Source organism: Pedobacter sp. Leaf176, assembly GCF_001424305.1.
GTDB lineage: Bacteria > Bacteroidota > Bacteroidia > Sphingobacteriales > Sphingobacteriaceae > Pedobacter.
Genome location: NZ_LMPD01000002.1, coordinates 1 through 21456, shown reverse-complemented (window position 1 = coordinate 21456; position 21456 = coordinate 1). Strand labels below are relative to the sequence as shown.

Genomic DNA, 21456 nt, shown 5'->3' with positions numbered 1-21456 from the left:
ATACCCATTCTCTTGTTCAAAGGTTTTATTGGCAAGCACAGCATACTTGTCTTTCCTGTCCAGGGGTATATTAAAATTGGTGCAGGGTGAATTATGTATTGACCTGAATTAACTGAGTTGAAAACCTATATGAAACAACTTGACTCTTGTAGGAGATGTAATCAACTAAAGAGGTAGAATTAATTAGCATTACATTTTAGGGCTATACAAATAAGGTATTACTTAAAACATAGAAGAGCTTGAGCTTTATCTGATTGAGGAGAATAAAAAACACTGAAACAGTTGACGCATTAGAATCCGCAAGAAAAAATTAAACTAGATCAAATAATGGTATGAAACTTAGATTTACATTAGTCGCTTTTTTAATGGGTATTTATAAGCAAGATTTTTACAGACACAATAAGTTGGAAATAAGTAAGTGGATAATTCTATTACTTGTTTTTGGTAATTGCTTGAAGATCTTTGGACAAAATACTCCGCAAAGTAAATTGGTATCTATCCCACCTACCCCCCAGGCCTCTTCTCTTTTTAAATTTTTAGAAGTTCCGGTAAGTGAAAATACCGGTATTCCAAATATTACCGTCCCACTTTATTCAATTGAATTTAAGAACTGTTCCTTTCCAATAACACTTAAATATCATTCTTCTGGACTTAAAGTTGAAGAACAATCTGGGAATATAGGTCTTGGTTGGGCATTAGAGGCAGGTGGGACGATATCCAGTACCGTTTACGATCTCCCGGATTTTGGTGTAAACTCCCCGTATGGTACATTTCCACAAAACAGGGAAATGAATCCACAAAAGATCTTAACAGGTACTGGTGTTTATGAAGAAAATGCAGATTACACCCAAATGATGTCCTTGATGGGCAATCCAATAAATCATGGAGCTAGTACATCACAAGGGCAAAAATCAGATCTTCAACCTGATATTTTTTATTATTCAATGTTTGATCGGGCTGGCAAGTTTTTTTTTACCCAGAATGGAACTGCCCGCCCTATGCCACATAATGGATTGTTAATCGAAAAGACCTCTACTGGGTATAGAATAAAGGATGAAAAGGGTGTGGTTTATCTTTATGAAGAACCGGAGAATATATATACTTCTTCAACAAATTATTCTAATCATCAGGAAATGGGGTCAGGATCAACTTCAAGCCTTTCGGTTAGCTATCATCTTACTAATATTACCACGCCACTTAATGAAGTAATAAACATTTCATATATAACTCAAAACTATTCTTATGCTAATGTTCCATCTTATACCAGATATAGGACTTTGCCCGGACAACAGAATTGTGTAGGTATTGAGGGTGAGTCCCGAACTGAAACCACTACACAGATCACCGGAAAGTTTATCAATGAAATAACCTCAAATAAAGGACATCGGATTAAATTTGTTTATTCAGATTGCCAACGTCTAGACATGCCTGGTACCTATGCCTTGAAACAGTTAGAGGTTTACATAAATGGAGTGTCTAATACCATAGAGCTTATTCATGGATATTTTGGCCTCGATAGCTATGATTGTAATACACAGATAGATCCATTAAGTGTTAGGTTACAGCTAAAAAAAATAAAAGAGCAGCCTAAAGGTGATTATAGCTTTGATTATTTTGGGGGTAATGCTGGTTTTCCTAATCGATTTTCGACCCAGTCAGATCATTGGGGCTATTACAATGGAACCGGTTCAACTTTTCCTGCTGACCAAGAATTTGGATTTACAATTGGAGGTGATAAAAGCCCCTCTTTGGAAAATACTAGAAAAGGTATATTGGAAAAAATTACCTATCCTACAGGTGGAACAACTGTTTTTGAACATGAATTGAACCAATATCTGGATACCGTGGCAACAGGAACTTCGACAGTACAGAATGGAAGTGGTATATATTTTGAAGAATACTCGCCACAACCGGTTTCGCGCACAGTTAATTTTACAATTCCATTGAATGTTAATCCCAACAGTATTTATGTAACTTATAATTGTACTGATGGAACATACGATCCTCAGTTTTCGGTTTTATTACATAACGGAAATAATCAGTATAGCCGTGCATTTTCAGGCACAGGATCAACACCAGAATATATTACTCTATCTCCGGGTAACTATGCAATAGATCTTTACCAGTCCGGGAACTTTGAGGAGGGAAATTTCAGGATTTTTTGGACAGAAACCGTAGGTGCAAATCCTGTAGTTATGAACGTAAACGCGGGTGGTTTGCGGATTAAAACTATAAAAGATTATGATGCTTTATCCATTCAACCTGCTCATATAAGCAGATACACCTATAATCAGAGTGCTAACGCTGCATATTCAAGTGGTAAGGTTTTTAATAAACCGCTATACCGTTACATCTATAATAAACACAGCTATACAATCAATTCAGATAATACATCATTGCTTGATGAGACCACATGTAGCTATTATTTGCAAACATCCAAGAGTAAACTGCCTTTAACCGGCTTACAATTTAACAATACAATATATACAGAAGTGCAAAAATATACTGAAGGCCCTGATAACAATGGGTACACAAACAATACATATTCTTTTGCTTATGACTTAAAGCCCTATAATGGTTATCCATTTACACCGCCCACAAGTTATGAATGGATGAGTGGTTATCTTTTGAAATCAGAAACATTTAAAAAAATACCCGGAAGCTACTGTTTAATTAAGAGACTAACCAACAATTATAATTTTAATTATACACCACCAGATATTTATCAAAACTATCAGGAAAGTGGGGCACACTATACACTACCAATTAAACCGAATGAATATCATGCATTAGGTTTAAATATTATCGTTGACAGACCTGAATATGTATTAAATAGTGCGGGAGGTTCAAGAGTTTATCCCGCCAGATTTATTATACAATCATTCAAGTTGATCTCATCTTGGGTATATCTTCAAAATAATACGGAAGAACTTTTCGAAAACTGCTCTTCACCAATCCTTAACTCTACATTAAATTATTATGATAATCCGATTCATGCTCAGTTAAGTCGTACGGTTTCAACATCAAGCAATGGAAATAGTTCGGGAAAGATATTCACGTATGCACATGATTATCCTTCTGTAGGAAATTTTATCGACGATATGAAGGCTAATAATTTAGTTACTCTACCAATAGAGCGTGTTTCCTATGAAATTAATGCTGAAAATCAATTCAGTATCCTTTCTGGTGAAATTGTAGAATATAAATTAGGTGGAAAGGGTTTGATAGATAATCTATATAGTCTGGAAACAGATAAAAAAATCAATTTACCAGATTTTAAGTTCTCAAATGCACCTAATGGAACATTGCCTTCCGTTTCCAATCCGGCCAGTTTTCTTAAAGATAGTCGATATGTTCATAAGACCAACATTTTTAGATATGATGATAAAGGTAACGTTCTTCAACTAAGCGCCAATGCATTTCCCCACAGATCATATCTTTACAGCTATAACAAACATTATCCTGTTGCCGAGATAAAGAACGCCGATTATGCAACTATAGAAGGTATTTTAGGGGTAAGTGCCATTGAAAATTTTGGTAACCAGCTGAATCCGGACAAGGCCGCGGTTGATGCTTTCTTAGCGCCACTTAAAGCAAACCTGCCGAACGCTTTTATCACCAGTTACACCTATAAGCCATTGGTTGGGATGACTTCTCAGACGGATGCAAAAGGCATGACGACTTATTATGAGTATGATGCTTTTGGCAGATTACAATATGTAAAAGATCAGAACCAGAACATTGTTAAAAGCAATAACTACCACTATAAGAACTAACGCCTCATGAAAAAGATCTTAGTAAAAACAACTTTACTTATTGCCTCGGTATGCGCATTAATAAGTGTCAATGCGCAGCAGCACATTACTTTAAATACCTACAGCGGACAAAGTGAAATCAAGGCTTCGGGCAGTGTGACGCTAACAGACGGTTTTTATGCCCCGGCAGGCAGTAATTTAAGGATATATACTGGCGCGAGTTATGCGAATTGTTTTGCGGCTACATTTACACCGAGCGCCAACCAGAACTATGTTCTCAGTACGGTTTTTAAGGTAGCTGGTGTAAATGCGTCGAATGTTAACAATGGCAGAAGTGTCTGCGAGGTAAACCAGGTGATACAATATATCGATGGACTGGGCAGGCCTTTGCAAACGGTAAACGTACAGGCCAGTCCTTCGGGAAATGACATCATCCAGCCTGTGGCTTATGATAATTTTGGGCGGGAGAAATTTAAATACCTGCCTTATTCAGAAGGAGGCAACAACGGCCTATATCGCACCAATGCGCTGAGCGGCGGACAAAATACTTTTTATAATAGCCAGCCGGCATCAAGCGGCATCACCAATACAGCAAGCCCTTTTGCAGAAACAGTTTTCGAAGCTTCTCCTTTAAACAGGATGGAACAACAAGGCGCTCCCGGAGATGCCTGGCAAATCTCAAATGGCCATACCGTAAAGCTGGACTATGGCACCAATCAAAGCGAAGTAAAGCTCTGGACTGTAAGTGCTACCGGTGCTTATTCAAATGGCAATTATCTAGCGGGGAAACTTTACAAAGCCACTTCAAAAGATGAGAACTGGACCACAGGGGATGGCCTGGCCGGTACGACAGATGAATATAAAGACATTGAAGGAAGAATCGTTTTAAAGCGGGTTTGGGAAACAGCGAGTAAAAGCTTAAGTACTTATTATGTTTACGATGATTTGGGTAATTTAAGGTATGTGCTGCCACCGGCAGTAAACGACAATGGTCAGGCTGCGCTGAGCAGTTTCAATGAAGGGGATGTGGCATTCAATGCATTCATTTATGCCTACCATTATGATGGCAGAAATAGGTTAATTGAAAAAAAGCTTCCCGGAAAAGGTTGGGAGGAGCTGGTTTATAACCCGCTTGACCGGGTGGTGCTTACCCGTGATGAGGTACAGAAGAACAATGGCCAATGGCTGTTTACCAAATACGATGCGCTGGGCAGGACTGTAATTACAGGTTTATACCAAGATGGCACTGCCCGTTCAGCTTTACAGGCGGCGGTGAACAGCCATGGCAGTTACTGGGAAGTGCGGCCACAAGGCGGCGATTACAGCAACAATGCCTTTCCGCAGACGATTGCCTATTACCACAGCATCAGCTATTATGATGATTACAGTTTTCCGGGCAACAGTTTCGGTGCACCCGTTGGTGCAGGGCAGGTTTCAGGCAACCGGACCAAAGGCTTGCTCACGGGCAGTAAGATAACCACGTTGGGTACTGGTACCATGCTGCTCACGGTAAACTATTATGATGAGGAGGGTCGCGTATTACAGAGCAAATCGGAGCATCAGTTGAATGGAACGGATGTTACCACCAACTCTTACAGTTTTTCGGGCGAGCTGACCAGCAGCACCAGGGTGCATGGCGCAAATGGCGCGAGCACGACCATTGCCACCCGTTATGAATATGACCATACCGGCCGGAAACTGGCTACCTTTGAAAGCATCAACGGCCAGAACGAAGTTACCTTAAGCCACCTGGAATACAACGAAATCGGGCAGCTGAAAACCAAGAAGTTGCACAACGATATGCAAAATACCGGCTTTGCCTATAATGAACGTGGCTGGCTGAAAAGCAGCACAAGCAATGAGTTTAGTATTCAGCTGAACTACCAGGATGGCAGCATCCCACAGTGGAATGGTAATATCGCGAACCAGCACTGGGGCAGCGCAAATAGTTTTCCAAATGTTTATACCTATAATTATGATAAGCTGAACCGGTTGAAAAGCGGGGTGAGCAGCAGTATGAGTGAAGTACTTACCTACGATGAAATGGGTAACATTAAAACCCTTGCCCGAGATGGAGGGACTGCGAACTTTTACCATTACTTTGGCAACCAGTTGCATTATGCAGAAATGGTTACCAATACCTATGGTTACGATGCAAATGGCAACGCAACGACCGATGGTAGAAACGGTATGAGTTTAACCTACAATTACCTAAACCTGCCGGTAACAGCAAATAAGCCCGGAACAAGTTTAAGTTATACTTATGATGCAACTGGAAAAAAACTGGCTAAAAACAGTAATGGCAGCATCCGAAATTACATTAACGGAATAGAATATAATGGCAATACGATTGATGTTATCCATACCGAGGAAGGGTTGGCGCAGAACAATGGCGGTACTTATACATACAGATATAATTTAAGTGACCATCTAGGAAATGTGCGTTATACTTTCGATATTTATGGCGGAGGAGTAAGAAGGCTACAGTCGGATGACTATTATGCTTTTGGTAAAAGAAGGTCAGTTTCGCCTGTAAATACGGATAATAAATATTTGTATAATGGCAAGGAAGTACAGGATGAGTTAGGCGAACAATATGATTACGGCGCTAGGTTTTATGACCCGGTTATTGGAAGGTGGAATGTGGTGGATAAGGAAGCAGAGAAGTATGAAAGGCACAGTCCGTATACTTATGTTCTAAACAGACCAACAGTTGCTGTTGACCCTGATGGAAAAAGAGTTTATTTTGTTGGGGGAGCAAATAATGACCAAGATGGATGGAATTATATCGAAAGGTGGAGGAATTCATTTAATAGTCACGGCATAAATGATTTCCGTAGGGTTAATATGTCTAATGGAAAAGCGGGAGATGTTGCCTTTACAGCAAAATATAGAAATTCTGGTTACGAAAATGTTATGGCTAGTGTTGGTGGAGGAAGATTTGTTGGTTCAACTGGAGAAACTAGGCCTGTCCAAAACGAAACCATTAATAAAACGGTAGCTGCTTACCAAGAAGATATAAAAAAGAGTCCATTAAAGGAGGGAGAGCAGTTTAATCTTGCTGGTTATTCTTATGGCAGTGTATTACAAGCTCAAGTAGCACTGAAATTAGCTAATTCTGGGCAGGTAATTGACAATCTTATATTGATTGGCAGCCCAATTGGTGACAATTCTGATTTATACAAGGAACTTTCCGGTAACAAGAATATTAAAAATATCTTGCGATATGATTTAAAAGGAGATGCTTTAAGTAATCCGCAAGATGTTTATGATTTTATCAAAGGAGGGTTACAAGGTTCACCAAGTCCAGTTGGGAGTGGTGATAATGCTCATCATTTTGATGCAGCAAGGCCAGGGGCTGCTGCAAACAAATTAATTGACACAATCGTTCAATGGTTAAAGGATAAAGGGGTAAAAAATTAATATGAATTTCAAGTATCTAATAATATTTATAGTAGCATTCACGGTTTTGTTTTTAATTGTGATAATTGCCTCTAGCTTTTTTATGTTTTCATTTGGTCCTTCGGAATCGAGTTTATATACTAAAGTCCTTGGCTTTTTTATGCGTTATCCATTTAATTATGATCAAGGTGGTACAACAGGAAAACAGTCCTTTCTGATCCTCATTTTGAATGGGATGTCTTGGGGAGCATTTTTTTACTTAGTGACTCGTGGAATACAAAGGATTAGGAGGAAATAATTAAAATGGTAAACGGCATATTGGCATGGCCAAGTTTGCTAATTAGTCAATAGGCTGCATAAACGTATATGCAGCCTATTATTGTTTAGTGTCTGCAAGTTGTGTTTTTGTACGTACATCCCGCCTTCGGCAGGTCTGTCTAGAAAAACTTGCTTGCCTTCGCTTCGGCCGAAGGAAGAAAACCCTGCGCAACTTAGGGTTTTACTGCAATGGCAGGCATTTAAAGGGCAAAGGCTTTTTTGTTTTGTTATAGGCCAGTGCCATATCGATCAGGTAATATATACCTTGTCCTTTTCTTCGCTGGGCAGGGCTTCAATATCTTCCATTCTGCGGACTAAGCCTTTATCCATGATGATATGATCGGAATGCCCGATCAGGTAATCTACGGTAACGCTCAGGGCATCTGCGATCTTGGCGGCCACATCAATAGATGGGGTAATCTCCCCGCGTTCATATCTTCCGATAATTGGCGCAGATGTGCCGATCTTTTTAGCAAGGTCATCCTGTGACCATTTCAGCTGCCCCCCCTGGTCTTAGCGTCTCGCTAAGACCAATATTTAAGTTACATAATTAGCCCATCTGTCCGTAGTCTTAAGTGATTCGAGTTGAGCGGAGCGTAATCTGAACGGATAAAATTAGTCACAAGCGGGACGCTCGCGCCAGAATTGGGCAAAGCCTAATGTCTCGTCCTGAAATAAGTTTACCTAATTGTAAACAATATGGAGAGATATTCAAAAAATATGCAAGAGTAAATGGCAGAGCCGGTATAATATGGAATTCAAGATGAAGATCTGTAATGAATACCTAAACGGGAATGATGGCATACGTTTCCTTGAGAAAAAAATGGCTTTAACATGAGCATCTCAACTTATTCTTTAAGTTGTTTTTTATAAATCACTATTTTTCGTTCGTCACGTGAAAACGATCGATCGTCATGCGAAAACGATCGTTCGTCAAATAGATTTCTTTCTTTTTTGATTATTTGGCAGCTTTAGCTGAATTAAGCGGGTGAACGATTGTTTTTGCCGGTTTACCCTAAAGATTTTGTGCCATGAGCAAACTGCTGAATAAAAAAATTGATGCCTATACCTTAACCGAGATCCTGATTGTACTGGTGATTATCGGGATACTGGTGCTGTTGGCATTACCGAACCTGATGCCTTTGATTACCAAGGCCAAAACAACAGAGGCTAAACTTCAGCTCGAACACCTGGCGAAACTGGAGCAGAGTTACTTCTACGAACATTCCCGCTATAGCAATGATTTAGCGGAGCTTGGTTTTATCCAGGAGAAACTTTCATCTGACGGTCAGGACGGGAAAGCCAATTATAAAATAGAGGTAACAGGCGCAAGCAACAATACGTTTTCGGCCAAAGCAACTGCAGTCGCGGATTTTGACGGCGATGGCGTTTATAATGTGTGGCAAATTGACCAGGATAAGAATTTAAAGGAAGTAACTCCTGATTAAAATGCTAGTAATTTTTGGATTGATGTTAGTGGTGCTCGCGATTATTGCATGGGAAGATTATAAATTCCGGGCAGTACACTGGTGGCTGTTTGTATTGCTGTTTTCCGGCCTCGGACTGGTTACGTTTCTGAATTTTGGTTTCAGGATTTCCATGGAAAGGACCATGCAAAATTCAGTCTTTGTTGTCTTGCAGGTTTTGTCTTTAAGCATTTATTTTTCATTGAAGAAGGGAAAAAGAGTGAATATTTTTAAAGGCTATTTCGGGCTGGGCGATTTATGTTTTCTAATGGCGATGAGCATATACCTGCCGCTTTTGAGTTATGTGCTTTTTTATGTCGGGAGTTTACTATTGGTGATTTTGGTAACTGTTTTCAGGAATGCTTTTTTAAAGCAAAATAGCTTGAAAATACCGCTTGCGGGTTACCAGGCGATTTGCCTGCTTATGCTAATGATTTTGGATTACGGCCATCCAGGTATAAACATTTGCTCAGAAAATTTATTGCGGAATTATTTTATCGGATAGGATATGGAGTTTTCGGCAGATATATTACACCAGGTACCCGCTGAACTGGCTTTGCAGTATAGGGTTATTCCAAATGGAAAGGAGAATGGTACACTAGGCTTGTACTGTGGCGATGATGTTTCCTTGCCCGAATTACAGGAAGAACTCGAAGTGGTACTGGATAAAAAAATAGCGCTCCATACTTTGGAGAAGGAAGAAATCAGCCGCCTGCTCTCTACACATTACCTGAGCCATTCTTCCGGGGCAGCTTCATCCGGTGATGGCATGGCCTCGATTTCTGCCGGGGAGGATTTTTTAAATACCCTGATAGAAGAAGCCCGCAGGCTGAAAAGTAGTGATATTCATATCGAAACTTTTGAAAAGAATTCCAGGGTTCGCATCCGCATCGATGGGATGATGATTGAGCGTTACCGGGTAGCGAAAGAAGATTATCCGGCTTTAGTTAACAAGATTAAAATCATGGCCAGCCTGGATATTGCTGAGAAGCGCTTGCCACAGGATGGCCGGATACAGTTCCGTTCCCCTTCGCAGGGCGCATTTGATATCCGGGTGTCGGTGTTGCCCACTTTGCATGGCGAAAAGATAGTGCTTCGCTTACTCAGCAACAGCAGTACAGACATCGAACTCAGTACCCTTGGCTTGTCCCAGGAGGACATGTTTAATTATATGCAAGGCGTGCAAAGGCCAAACGGCATTATCCTGATTAGCGGGCCAACGGGTTCAGGAAAAACAACAACCCTTTATGCCACGCTAAAGCTATTGAATAAAACAACCCGAAACATATTAACAATCGAAGACCCGATTGAATATACACTTGAAGGCATTAACCAGGTACAGCTAAAAGAAAGCATCGGGTTGGGTTTTGCTTCGGCGCTGCGCACCTTTTTAAGGCAGGATCCTGACGTGATAATGGTGGGGGAAATCCGTGACCCTGAAACAGCTAATATGGCCATCCGGGCGGCGCTGACCGGTCACTTGGTGCTTTCTACCATCCATACCAACTCCGCCTGGGGAACGGTTTCCAGGTTAATTGACATGGGCATACCCGGTTTTTTAGTTGCCAATACTTTAAACACGACAATTGCCCAGCGTTTGGTTCGTTTACTATGCCCGGCATGCAAGAAAAAGGCTGATTTCGACGGTTCCGGATATCCAAGGCAGTTTAAGGCACCGGTGGTTTTGGAAACGCAGTTTTTACCTTCAGGTTGCCCGGAATGTTATTTTACCGGATATAAGGGACGAAAAGCGGTATACGAAGTGATACCCGTAGATGCCGATTTGGCGCATGAAATTAAACAGGGAAATATGTCGGTAGAACCGTTGCTCAAATCACGTAACATTAAAACCCTTTCCGAAAATGTTTTTATGCTTTTTTCGGAAGGTAAAACCTCACTGGAAGAAATTTTTCCATTACTCTTAGCTGTATAAATGAAAAACAGATACCTATTATTTTTGATAATTTTTTGCTGCCTGACAATACTGAACTTTTGTCCTGTTACTGTCTTCGGGCAGAACCTGGTTCAGCAGGAGCGGCTACGCCAGGTAGAAGAGCGGCTGAAAAGCGTCTCTGTTATGGTTCCTGGGTTAAACCAGAAAGTGCAAATGGCGATGTCGGGGGCTACTGCCCAGGAATTCCTGCGGGCACTGGCGCAGGCCAATAACCTCAACATCAATGTTGACCCAACACTTAACTTTAAAGTGTTTAATAACTTTAGAAATGAGTCTGCACTTAATATCCTGCTTTTCATGGCCAAAGAGTACGACCTGGACATTAACATCATTGGTTCAATTATGTCAGTCACTAAAGCAGCTGTGCCTAAAACAGTGGTATTACCCCGTGACATCAGCGTAACCTATAATGCTGCAAATGATTACCTGAGTTTTGAACTCAACAATGATTCCCTGAGTGAAGTGGCCAGAAAAATCAGCCGTTTGTCGATGAAAAACGTTGTGGTTCCTGTTAATTTGCTTTCAAAAAAAGTAACTGGCTTTATTGCTGCGGCACCATTTGAAACGGCGCTGGAAAAGATGGCTTACGCCAATGAACTTAAATTCGTAAAAACCAATGACCATGTATACCTCTTCCAGCCACTGTTAGAAGGAGAAGAATTATACATCAGCGGAGATAAGGAAACGTCGGTTAAAAGAGTTAACAAGCCTGTTGCCGCCGGCGCATCGGGTGGTGCAGGCGGGGCATTTAATTTGTCTTCCAAAAAAGATGCGCAAGGCAATAAGCTTATCTCCATAGATGCCCTCAATTCGCCTATTCTCGATTTGGTAAAGTCAGCATCTGTTGAAGCAAATATCAATTATTTTATTTATTCTGACATCAAAGGAAGTGTAACCACGCACCTGAACGGCATTAGCTATGACAACTTTCTAACCGCTTTACTACAGGGAACAGAATATACTTACAAAAGGGATGGTGGTATTTACCTCATTGGCGACCGGAAACTGGAAGGCTTACGTTCTAACCGCATTATTCAACTTCAACACCGTTCGCTCGATACCATACAGATGATGATTCCTGCAGAATGGAAAAAAGGTGTAGAGATAAAGGAATTCAGGGAACAAAATACCATCCTGCTTTCAGGTTCGGCGCCCCAGATAAATGAAATCGAAAACTACATTAAACAGATTGATAAGGTTGTGCCTATGGTACTCATAGAGGTTACCCTGGTCGATATCCGTAAAGGAAAAGCCGTTAAGACGGGGATTTCAGCAGGCGTATCGGATAGCATTAAAACAGGTGGAACCGTATTACCGGGACTGGATTATACTTTTGGCGCAAATTCGATAAACAGTTTTCTCTCCCGGCTTGGCAGCAATAACTCCATCAACCTGGGCCGGGTTACACCAAACTTTTATGTAAGGCTTAGCGCCCTTGAAAATAACAGCAACGTGGAAATCCGTTCCGTACCAAAACTGTCTACCTTAAACGGCCATTCCGCGAATTTAAGTATTGGGAGTTCCCGTTATTATAGCCAGAGTACCCAGAATATTGTACCCTCACTTAACGCGCAGACGGTAGTGACCCAGACCTTTACCGAAGTGAATGCCAACCTGGAAATTAACATCAAACCGGTTGTTTCGGGCGATGACCAGGTGACGCTGAATATCTCTGTAAACATTTCGGATTTTATTGGTACGCCACCACTCAATGCGCCGCCTCCAAAATCGACAAGTAAGTTCAGTTCTATCATCCGGGCGAAGAATGAGGATATGATTGTTCTTGGCGGCCTGGAACGCACCGAAAGCAATGAATCAGGTTCCGGTATCCCTGTTTTATCCAGGATTCCAATATTGAAATGGCTTTTCAGCAGCCGCGAAAAATCGAACAACAAGGTGGTGACACTGGTATTCATCAAGCCGGTAATTCTTTATTAATATGATAGGGGATGATGGAATAAATACCGTTCTCGGACTGGAGCTGATTTTACTAGGGGAGCAGCATTATGAGGCTCGGTATTGCCTGCTTAAAAAAAAAGGGAGCACAATCGACATAGAAATCAAAAAGACAATTCAGGGGACACTGGTGAAGGTATTGGAAGTGCTACCGAAAAATTTCCCGGTATCCATCGTTTTTAGTGGCAAAGGAATTTTGTACAAAATGGTGGATGCCGGCCCGGATGCTCAGCAGGAGCAGCTCGCCATTTCCGCATTTCCCGGGGTTCAGCTTAAAGACTTTTATAAACAGGTTTTAGAAGGAGATAAACACGCAGTAGTACACCTGGCACGTAAAATGACCATTGATCCGCTACTAGAAACTTTTGGCAAGGCGGGTTTTAAGGTTTTTGCCTGCTCGCTGGGTGCATCTGTATCATCACAAATCTGGACTTTGCTCAATGCATATGATACCTTATTGAGTTTCGGTGGCCATCAGTTCACGCTGTCGGAAAGTAAAAAACTCCTGTCTTATCGTTACCAGCAGGACGAAAAGAATAAGTTTCCCTTAAAAATTGCCGATCAGGCAATAGATGAGATTTATGTGCTTAGTTATGCTGCGGCTTTTCAGCTCATCCTGCACGACAAATTAACTTTGGTATTAGCGGATGTGGATTCTGTTAATCTTCGATTCGTCGATTTATCTCAAAATGTCGGGCTAAAGAAAAAGGCCTTCCTGTTTTTAACCGGCTTGTTTGTGAGTCTGCTAGCCAGCTTTTTGGTTTTTTCACACTACAATACTGAAAATGCGGGCTTAGCTGGAAAGGCCGGTGCGCAGGCCGCTTCTGCAGGTCAGGTTGATCTGCTTAAAAAAAGCATCGCGGAAGACGAAGCCTTACTGAATAAAATGCACTGGCACGGCGGCTATAATTATGGCTTCATCCTCAATGAAATCGCCAGGAGCTGCCCTGTTGCTTTGTCTTTAACCGAGGTATCTGTGAATGGCGTAGGTAAAAGGGGAACTGAATCTGAGGTACAACCTGAGATAAAGATTTCCGGACAAACCGGAAACCTGACCGCCGTAAACAACTGGCTTTTTATGCTTAAAGAAAAGAAGTGGGTTAAATCGGTAAAGCTGCTTGGTTTTAACCAGGATAATGAATCTGAAGATTACCAGTTTAACTTACTAATTGCCTATTAAATGCTCAAAAATCTCGACTATAAAAAAAAAAACAGTCTGTTAATCGCTGCAATGCTAGTGCTGGGTTACCTGGCCTGGAACTTTTCTTTCCGCCAGGCGGTTTCAGCTTTCCGGTTAAACAGCAGTTTAAAGAAAGAGCAGGCCGGATCGGGGGAAATGGACAGCGCTTTTCCGGCGATAAGCCGAAAGCATAATTTCTATACCTCAGTTATCAAAAGCTACCATATCAAATCTGAGGATTATGAAGGACACTTATGGCAATCCCTTTCCGGAATGGCAATGGGCAAGGGATTGGAGATAAATTTTTCCCCTGAGTTAACTGCCCAAACGGACACCACGCTGACCAAGCTTCATATTTTAAAACAGTATTATCATTTTAAGGGGAACTACCCCCAAATGGCCAGGTTACTGGATTCCATAAGTAAAACGAATGGCATCGGCAGGACGTCCGGATTTGAAATCAAACGGGATAAAAAGCAGGGTACTGAACCGGATGGAAAGCTGACCATGAAGCTGGAATTATCAGGAATACTGCATTAAGACCGGGCCTGAATAGACAGATAATTTGAAGATTTTAAATGTTCCGGATTTCGTTCGTCACGCGAAAACGATCGTTCGTCAAGCGATACCGATCGATCGTCAAAAAGATTTCGGCAAGTCCTCCTTGCAGAGGATATTAGCCAACAGAATACTGGAATCATCAATTACAATAAAAAATTTTAACGCTAATTATACCCATATGCTTAACATCAGGAATATTATTTTCGGCGGTAGTTACATGCTGCTCATGCTTATCCATTTCTGCGCCTCTGCCCAGACTGCTTCACTAACGCCAAGTTTAGAAAACGTCATCCCGCCAGCCCCAAATGCAGCTGCACTCAACAAGTTTGGTAACATGCCAATCGGGCAATCAACAGGCATCCCATCTGTGAGTGTGCCAATATACGCATGGGCAGGCAAAAATTTTGGGAAACAAATAAACATTTCTTTGAATTATCACCTGGGTGGTATAAAAGTAGATGAAACAGCATCAAACGTAGGTCTTGGCTGGGCATTGAATGCGGGAGGTGTTGTATCAAGAACGGTAAGAGGAGTTTATGACGAACTTCCAGGCGACGGTTTCCTCTATAAACAAATGCCTGTTAATAATAATGAAGGTAATAATTATGGCTTAATTGCCAATAACGAAAGGACTTTTTACCGAATGAATGCAGGACTGGTGGATACCCAGAATGATATTTTTAACTATAGCTTCAATGGGCAGAGTGGCCGCTTCGTTCTGGGTAAGAATGGAGATATTCTTTTTCTTGAGCAGACAAAAATTAAAGTTGAGAAATTCACAGACATCATCAATGGAAAGCCTTTGTTTTCTAAATTCATTATAACAGATGAATATGGCTATAAGTATGTATTTGAAGATTACGAACTTTCCGTAAGGGTAAATGGCAGTGGCTGGAACAGCTCATATACCTCATCCTGGTATTTAAGCAAGATTTATAATCCAACCAATAATGATTCTATTGACTTCAGCTATGATAACGTATCATTCAGAAATGAATATGGCGTATCTGCTACCGATGCAATTCCTTTATATAATGATGGTGTTGGGTTTCCTGCAAGTATGGGCGGAGGTTCTTCGGTTGATGTTTTTGGTAAGCGTTTGAGGAAAATTACTTTTCCGGATGGGAATGCTGCCGACTTTTACTACCAATCGGCCATGCGCCAGGATTTATATGGCGATTACCTGTTACAAAAGGTAAAAATGAGTAAAGGAGACGCCAGCTTCGGATACCTGCTAAGCCATGATTATTCTTTAGCGGGCAGGGCGACGCTGTTAAGTGTAATACCAATTGGAGGAGCCTCTGAAATACAGGATAAACCTTATACTTTTGAATATTTCAACGGAGCAGTCTTGCCCCCAAAGTTCAGTGTTCAGCAAGATCATTGGGGTTATTATAACTTTAACCAGGGTTCATTTATTCCGAAAGAATACCTTATTGCGCCAAACGGGCAATATGGCAATTTCAGGGAATTCCAAGGCGGAAACAGGGATACCGATCCAACCAGGGTAAAAGCTGGCTCTATGGTTAAAATGAGCTATCCAACCGGAGGGAGTACCGTTTTTGACATGGAAGCCAACAGAGCGAAAGACAATTGGCTGGAACAAAATGAAACAGTTACGACAACCCTGCCGCCTTACAGTTATCAGAATACGACGATATCCGTAAGTAGCGACAACTATCCTTCCGGAACACAAACATTTTTATTTCAGGGAGAAAATAGTACCTCAACTAATTTTGATATTACCATTAATCCACTTGGTGGAAGCTGTAGTTCCGGATGCTCGATTACTTTTGAAATTTATAACGCTTCTAATGGTTTGATTTCCACTCAGCAGATAAATTTTACAGACCCGAGTCCTGATCCTTATCACATCACAAAATCTTTTTCACTTTCCGGTCTCGTCAAAAACCAAACCTATACTATAAAAGCTTATACGGCCAACTTATCGGGATATAATGATTATGCACAAATCAACTGGAGAGAAACCAATGCAGGGGGCACATCTACAATTACTTTAACCCACGTTCAGGAATTTGTTGGAGGTTTAAGGGCAAAAAAGGTATCTGATTTTACCGACAACAGCACTCAGCTGGCACAGGTTAAAGAATATGAATACCTCAATGAGGACGGTACTTCATCTGGCGCTCTCGGATTCAAACCGGTATACAGCTATATGGTTAAGTATGAGTACGAAGAAGACCCCGAGATATTCCATGAACCATCTTACCAGGGCAATTTTAATTATAATTATATAATACGGACTTCATCAAGCATAAATGATATTGCATACGCCAACGGAAGCCCGGTGACCTATAAGAGAGTTGTTGAAAAAACAACGTCCAACGGAAACTCAATCGGCAAAACCGTACGAAATTTCACCTCATTTCAGGATTATGCGCCTATTGTTCAAGACATATTTCCATCTGTTCCCACTGAATATGCGAGCTGGTCTTACGGTCTTTTAAAAAAGGAAGAAATCTATAATGCTTCCAACCAGTTATTGAAAAAGACTGAAAACACTTATGCCTTTGGCGTAGATGATTATTACAACCAGGCTGGACGTGTTGAAAATTTCAGATCCATCAGTATCGCACCGGTGAAGTTCATGTGGGTTGATACAGCGCTAACCATTCCGCACATTGTACCAACTGCAGATCCGCATTATTTTCTGATGAGCAGCTTTACGCCCTTTGCAGGCAGGGCTGAACTTACCGAGAGCGTAACTACAGATTTTCATCCGGGTCAGGCAGACCTAGTAACAACAACCAGCAATACCTACGACCAATCGGAATTTTACCTTAAGGAAAGCAAAATTGTAAACAGCAAGAATGAAGAGCGTAAAACAGTAATCGAATATACGAAGGATAGGGCCATCTCCGGTCCAAATGCCGCTGTCTTTTCAGTAATGTATTCCCGGAATATGATTAAAAATATTGTCGGTGAAAGGCAGTTTTTAAACAATGACCAGATAATTTATCAACGGAAAGATTTTGCAGACTGGGGAGGGAATGTATACGCGCCCAGCATAATCTATAGCCAAAGGCTGAGCGAAACAGAAGAAGCCAGAATCCGCTTCCTGAATTATGATTCTCACGGCACAGGGGTTTCTGTAAAGCAGGAGGGTGGTGCTCCCATGTGTTACATCTGGGGTTATGGCGGAGATTACCTGGTTGCCAAGGTATCCAATGCTGACTATGCTGCGGTTCTTGCTGTACTCGGAGGTACTCAGGCTGTGGAAGATTTCAGAAATGATAAAAATCCATCAGATGCTGCAGTGGAGACTATTGGAAATACCCTTAGAGCCAATCTGCCATCTGCCCAGGTCGAGTCTTTTACATACAATACCCTGCTCGGTATGACCAGCCACACTGATATGAAGGGATTGAAAAACAGCTATGAGTATGATGTTTTCGGCCGCTTGCGATATGTGAAAGACCAGAACCAAAACATTGTTAAAAGCAACATCTACCACTATAAAAACTAAAGCCAAATGAATAGTCATCCAGCAATTGCGACACTAGTTAGTGAGTTGCTGGTCACAAAATTTATATAATTAATTTTTTTCGCTTCTGGCGAAACGAAAAATACTATACAATCTAAAATTAAGCGCATGATACTCTGTAATAAAGCCATTAAATTTTTAGTCCTTTTCCTGCTGTTTGTACCCTTGCTCTCCATGTCTCAGGTAGCGTTGCCGCCCGATGGGATGTTTTACCTGAGCAGCGATTTGGGCCCGTATTTTTCGGACGAAGTACCTACGTATACCAACAAAACCATGTATGTTGCTCCGGGCCAGAGTACCGGGCCGGCGGCAACATTCCAGACCATGGGTGTAAGGAACCAGGGAAGCGGTAGCCGGTATAGTGATAGAAATGCCTGGTATGAGGTTCCTGGCAGAATAGCCGGCAGTCTGGAAACCTTGAGCTTTGTACCCAATATCAGCGATGTAGGAACTACCATAAACGTTCGTCAGTATGTAACTTTTTCCGGCCGTAAACCCAATGATCACACCACTACGCCTTATGACCATTTCCAATACAACACCTTTACCATAACGGTCGAAGCACCGGAATTTGTGGGGGCGGCTCAACTGCAGACTATAGGCTCAGGAACCACTATTGTGCCAATTTCCAGCTTCTTTAACGCTTCGGTAAGTGGTGTTTCCTTTACTTTAGATGGTGTTCCCGCCACGACGATTGATCCGCAGACATTAAGCGCTGGCAACCATGTGATTACTGCAACAAAGAATTACGCTAACGGAACCTATACCGGGGAGGTAAGTTTCACCGTAACCAGGCAAGGTACCGATCCAAACTGTCTAACCGCGTCCTTTGTGGCAAGTAATAACCAGAATTACATCCTGTCGAAGATTTTCAAAGTAGCCGGCGTAGATACCGCTAACATTAATAGTACCTGCGAGGTAAACCAGGTGATACAATATATTGATGGTTTGGGCAGACCCTTGCAAACGGTCAACATCAAGGCCAGTCCTTCGGGCAGCGACATCATCCAGCCTGTGGCTTATGATAATTTCGGCCGGGAGGTAAAAAAATACCTGCCTTACACAGAAGCGGGTAATAGCGGTTCCTACCGGAGCAATGCTTTGAGCGGAGCGCAGGCTTCTTTTTACAACAGTCAGCCTGCTTTAAGCAGCATTCCCAATACCGCAAGCCCTTTCGCTGAAACGGTTTTTGAACCAAGTCCTTTAAACCGGGTAACCGAACAGGGTGCTCCCGGCAATACCTGGCAGGTTGGAAACGGCCATACGCTGAAAATGGAATACGGCACCAACCAGAACGAAGTTAAACTCTGGAAGGTAACTGCCACTGGTGCCAATTCAGACAGTAGCTATGCCGCAGGTAAGCTCTACAAAACCACCTCCAAAGATGAGAACTGGAGCCCAGGGGATAGTCTGGCCGGTACGACAGATGAATACAAAGACTTTGAAGGCCGGGTCGTTTTAAAAAGGGTTTGGGAAACGAATGCCAAAAGCTTGAGTACTTATTATATTTATGATGACCTGGGTAACCTGCGTTATGTATTGCCCCCGGCGGTAAACGAGCATGGTAAATATCCTCTGGACAGTTTTAATGAAACAGACCATGTATTTGTTTCGTTTATCTATGGCTATCATTATGATGGACGTAACCGGCTTCAGCAAAAAAAGGTTCCTGGAAAAAGCTGGGAATGGCTATTTTACAATAAGCTTGACCAGTTGGTTTTCACGCAGGACGGGAATCAGCGGGCACAGACTCCCCAACTGCTTACTTTCAATAAATACGATGCCTTGGGCCGGTTGGTGATAACGGGCTATATAGAGGCGCCGGGAACTTCAGCGGACACCAGTGTTGCGCAGGTGGATAGGGGAGCTCTGCAGATTGGGTCACAAGCACTGGAAGCGGAAACCGTGCTTTGGGAAACGCGGGATAATGGAAATACAGAAACAGGGTATAACGATTTGTCTTTACCACAGTCTGCAAATAATGGCGTACAACTGACCAGGAATTTCCGCATCATCAATTATTATGATGATTATGATTTCAACGGCAATGTTTATGGCGGTCCCTCGGCCAGCCAGCCTGGTAGTACCAAAACCAAAGGCCTGCTCACCGGTACAAAGACTGCAATAGAAGGTACAAATTATTTTATACTCACGGTTTATTATTATGATGAGGAAGGCCGGGTGATCCAGGAAAAGAAAAAAACGGATAGTTTAGCAACTCAGGTTACGGAAAACACCTATAATTTTTCCGGGGAACTGATTTCAAGCCTGCGCAGCTATGTTGCATACAATGCAACAGCCTCTATTGCGAACCGTTATGAATATGATCTTCAGGGCAGAAAAATAAAGAGTTTCTCTAAAATAAATGGGCAGCCGGAGGTTACCTTAAGCAAACTGGATTACAATGAGCTGGGGCAGTTAAAAACAAAGAACCTGCATAGTGTAAATGGATTGCCTTTTGCGCAGCATACAGATTTCCGTTACAATGAGCGGGGCTGGCTGAAAAGCAGCACGAGCAACGAGTTCAGTATGGAACTTAAATACGAGGATGCAACGCACCCGCAGTTCAACGGGAACATNTACAATGAGCGGGGCTGGCTGAAAAGCAGCACGAGCAACGAGTTCAGTATGGAACTTAAATACGAGGATGCAACGCACCCGCAGTTCAACGGGAACATCTCCGTCCAGTCCTGGGGCTCAGGACTAAGCCTACCTAATGCGTTTAATTATGAATACGACAAGCTTAACCGCCTAAGCAAAGCGGCGAGTACTGGAATTATAATGAGTGAGGAGCTGAACTACGATGAAATGGGTAATATAACCGGTTTGAACAGGGACAATTCCGGTATTAAATTGTATAACTACGAGGGAAACAAATTGCTGTCGGTGAACAGCCTGACGGGGCAGTATAACTATGATATTAACGGCAATGTAGTTAAAGATGGCCGTAATGGGATGGATTTGACGTACAACAGCCTTAACCTTCCAGTAACAGCTACTGATGGCACGAGGTACCTGAACTACGTTTACGATGCAACAGGCAAGAAACTAGCCAGGTATACCAATGGCAATCTGCGCAGTTATTTTGATGGCATTGAGGGTGATGAAGATCATATTGATATCATCCATACGGAAGAAGGGGTAGCCAGGAACAACAGTGGTAGCTACAGTTATGAATACAATTTGAGTGATCACCTGGGCAATGTAAGGGCAACTTTCTACCAGAACCCCGCTAACCAGCAAATAGAGGTGATTCAAAGGGATGACTACTATGCTTTTGGTTTAAGAAAGATGAATTCGCCAAATTCAAATACAAATAAGTACCTTTATAATGGCAAGGAGTTGCAGGAGGAGCTAGG

Annotated in this window: 11 protein-coding genes and 1 pseudogene; 11 read left to right on the top strand and 1 reads right to left on the bottom strand. The window is 42.0% G+C overall.

Features of this window, described 5'->3' with window-relative positions; translation table 11 throughout:
• Positions 1-332: 332 nt before the first annotated feature.
• Both ASF92_RS05655 and ASF92_RS05650 read left to right on the top strand, forming a co-directional pair.
• Positions 333-3776 (top strand): hypothetical protein, encoded by a 3444-nt coding sequence (locus ASF92_RS05655; protein WP_157263738.1) that lies wholly within the window; start codon positions 333-335, stop codon positions 3774-3776.
• Positions 3777-3782: 6 nt separating this feature from the next.
• Complete coding sequence (locus ASF92_RS05650) at positions 3783-7178, top strand: DUF6443 domain-containing protein (RefSeq protein WP_056089244.1); 3396 nt, start codon at positions 3783-3785, stop codon at positions 7176-7178.
• Positions 7179-7724: 546 nt separating this feature from the next.
• Here the strand turns inward: ASF92_RS05650 and ASF92_RS21585 are convergent.
• On the bottom strand, positions 7725-7973 hold the full coding sequence (locus ASF92_RS21585) for a helix-turn-helix transcriptional regulator (RefSeq protein ID WP_082489469.1): 249 nt from the start codon (positions 7971-7973) through the stop codon (positions 7725-7727).
• A gap of 533 nt (positions 7974-8506) precedes the next feature.
• Here ASF92_RS21585 and ASF92_RS05640 point away from each other — a divergent pair.
• The 9 genes and pseudogenes from ASF92_RS05640 to ASF92_RS21360 form a co-directional block, all read left to right on the top strand.
• Positions 8507-8923: a type IV pilin protein gene (locus ASF92_RS05640; protein ID WP_056089238.1), complete on the top strand. Its 417-nt coding sequence runs from the start codon at positions 8507-8509 to the stop codon at positions 8921-8923.
• A gap of 1 nt (position 8924) precedes the next feature.
• On the top strand, positions 8925-9446 hold the full coding sequence (locus ASF92_RS05635; protein WP_056089235.1) for a hypothetical protein: 522 nt from the start codon (positions 8925-8927) through the stop codon (positions 9444-9446).
• A 3-nt stretch (positions 9447-9449) separates the two neighbouring features.
• Complete coding sequence (locus tag ASF92_RS05630) at positions 9450-10874, top strand: GspE/PulE family protein (RefSeq protein WP_056089234.1); 1425 nt, start codon at positions 9450-9452, stop codon at positions 10872-10874.
• Entirely contained in the window at positions 10875-12833 is a 1959-nt protein-coding gene (locus ASF92_RS05625) for a type II secretion system protein GspD (protein WP_056089230.1), read from the top strand. It begins immediately after the preceding gene.
• 1 nt (position 12834) lies between these two features.
• Positions 12835-14031: a PilN domain-containing protein gene (locus tag ASF92_RS05620; RefSeq protein WP_056089228.1), complete on the top strand. Its 1197-nt coding sequence runs from the start codon at positions 12835-12837 to the stop codon at positions 14029-14031.
• Positions 14032-14571: a hypothetical protein gene (locus ASF92_RS05615; protein WP_056089225.1), complete on the top strand. Its 540-nt coding sequence runs from the start codon at positions 14032-14034 to the stop codon at positions 14569-14571.
• 25 nt (positions 14572-14596) lie between these two features.
• The gene (locus ASF92_RS05610) at positions 14597-18079 is read left to right on the top strand and encodes a hypothetical protein (RefSeq protein ID WP_056089222.1); all 3483 of its coding nucleotides are present in this window, start codon (positions 14597-14599) and stop codon (positions 18077-18079) included.
• A 126-nt stretch (positions 18080-18205) separates the two neighbouring features.
• Positions 18206-20676, top strand: a pseudogene (locus tag ASF92_RS21580) (DUF6443 domain-containing protein); the annotation flags it as partial.
• A gap of 1 nt (position 20677) precedes the next feature.
• A partial coding sequence (locus tag ASF92_RS21360; RefSeq protein ID WP_369817084.1) for an RHS repeat domain-containing protein occupies positions 20678-21456 on the top strand: 779 nt, incomplete at both ends.

What these genes read in the sequence shown, in the direction of transcription:
- ASF92_RS05655 (WP_157263738.1), top strand. Translation starts at nt 333, where the DNA reads ATGAAACTTAGATTTACATTAGTCGCTTTTTTAATGGGTATTTATAAG.
- ASF92_RS05650 (WP_056089244.1), top strand. Translation starts at nt 3,783, where the DNA reads ATGAAAAAGATCTTAGTAAAAACAACTTTACTTATTGCCTCGGTATGC.
- ASF92_RS05640 (WP_056089238.1), top strand. Translation starts at nt 8,507, where the DNA reads ATGAGCAAACTGCTGAATAAAAAAATTGATGCCTATACCTTAACCGAG.
- ASF92_RS05635 (WP_056089235.1), top strand. Translation starts at nt 8,925, where the DNA reads ATGCTAGTAATTTTTGGATTGATGTTAGTGGTGCTCGCGATTATTGCA.
- ASF92_RS05630 (WP_056089234.1), top strand. Translation starts at nt 9,450, where the DNA reads ATGGAGTTTTCGGCAGATATATTACACCAGGTACCCGCTGAACTGGCT.
- ASF92_RS05625 (WP_056089230.1), top strand. Translation starts at nt 10,875, where the DNA reads ATGAAAAACAGATACCTATTATTTTTGATAATTTTTTGCTGCCTGACA.
- ASF92_RS05620 (WP_056089228.1), top strand. Translation starts at nt 12,835, where the DNA reads ATGATAGGGGATGATGGAATAAATACCGTTCTCGGACTGGAGCTGATT.
- ASF92_RS05615 (WP_056089225.1), top strand. Translation starts at nt 14,032, where the DNA reads ATGCTCAAAAATCTCGACTATAAAAAAAAAAACAGTCTGTTAATCGCT.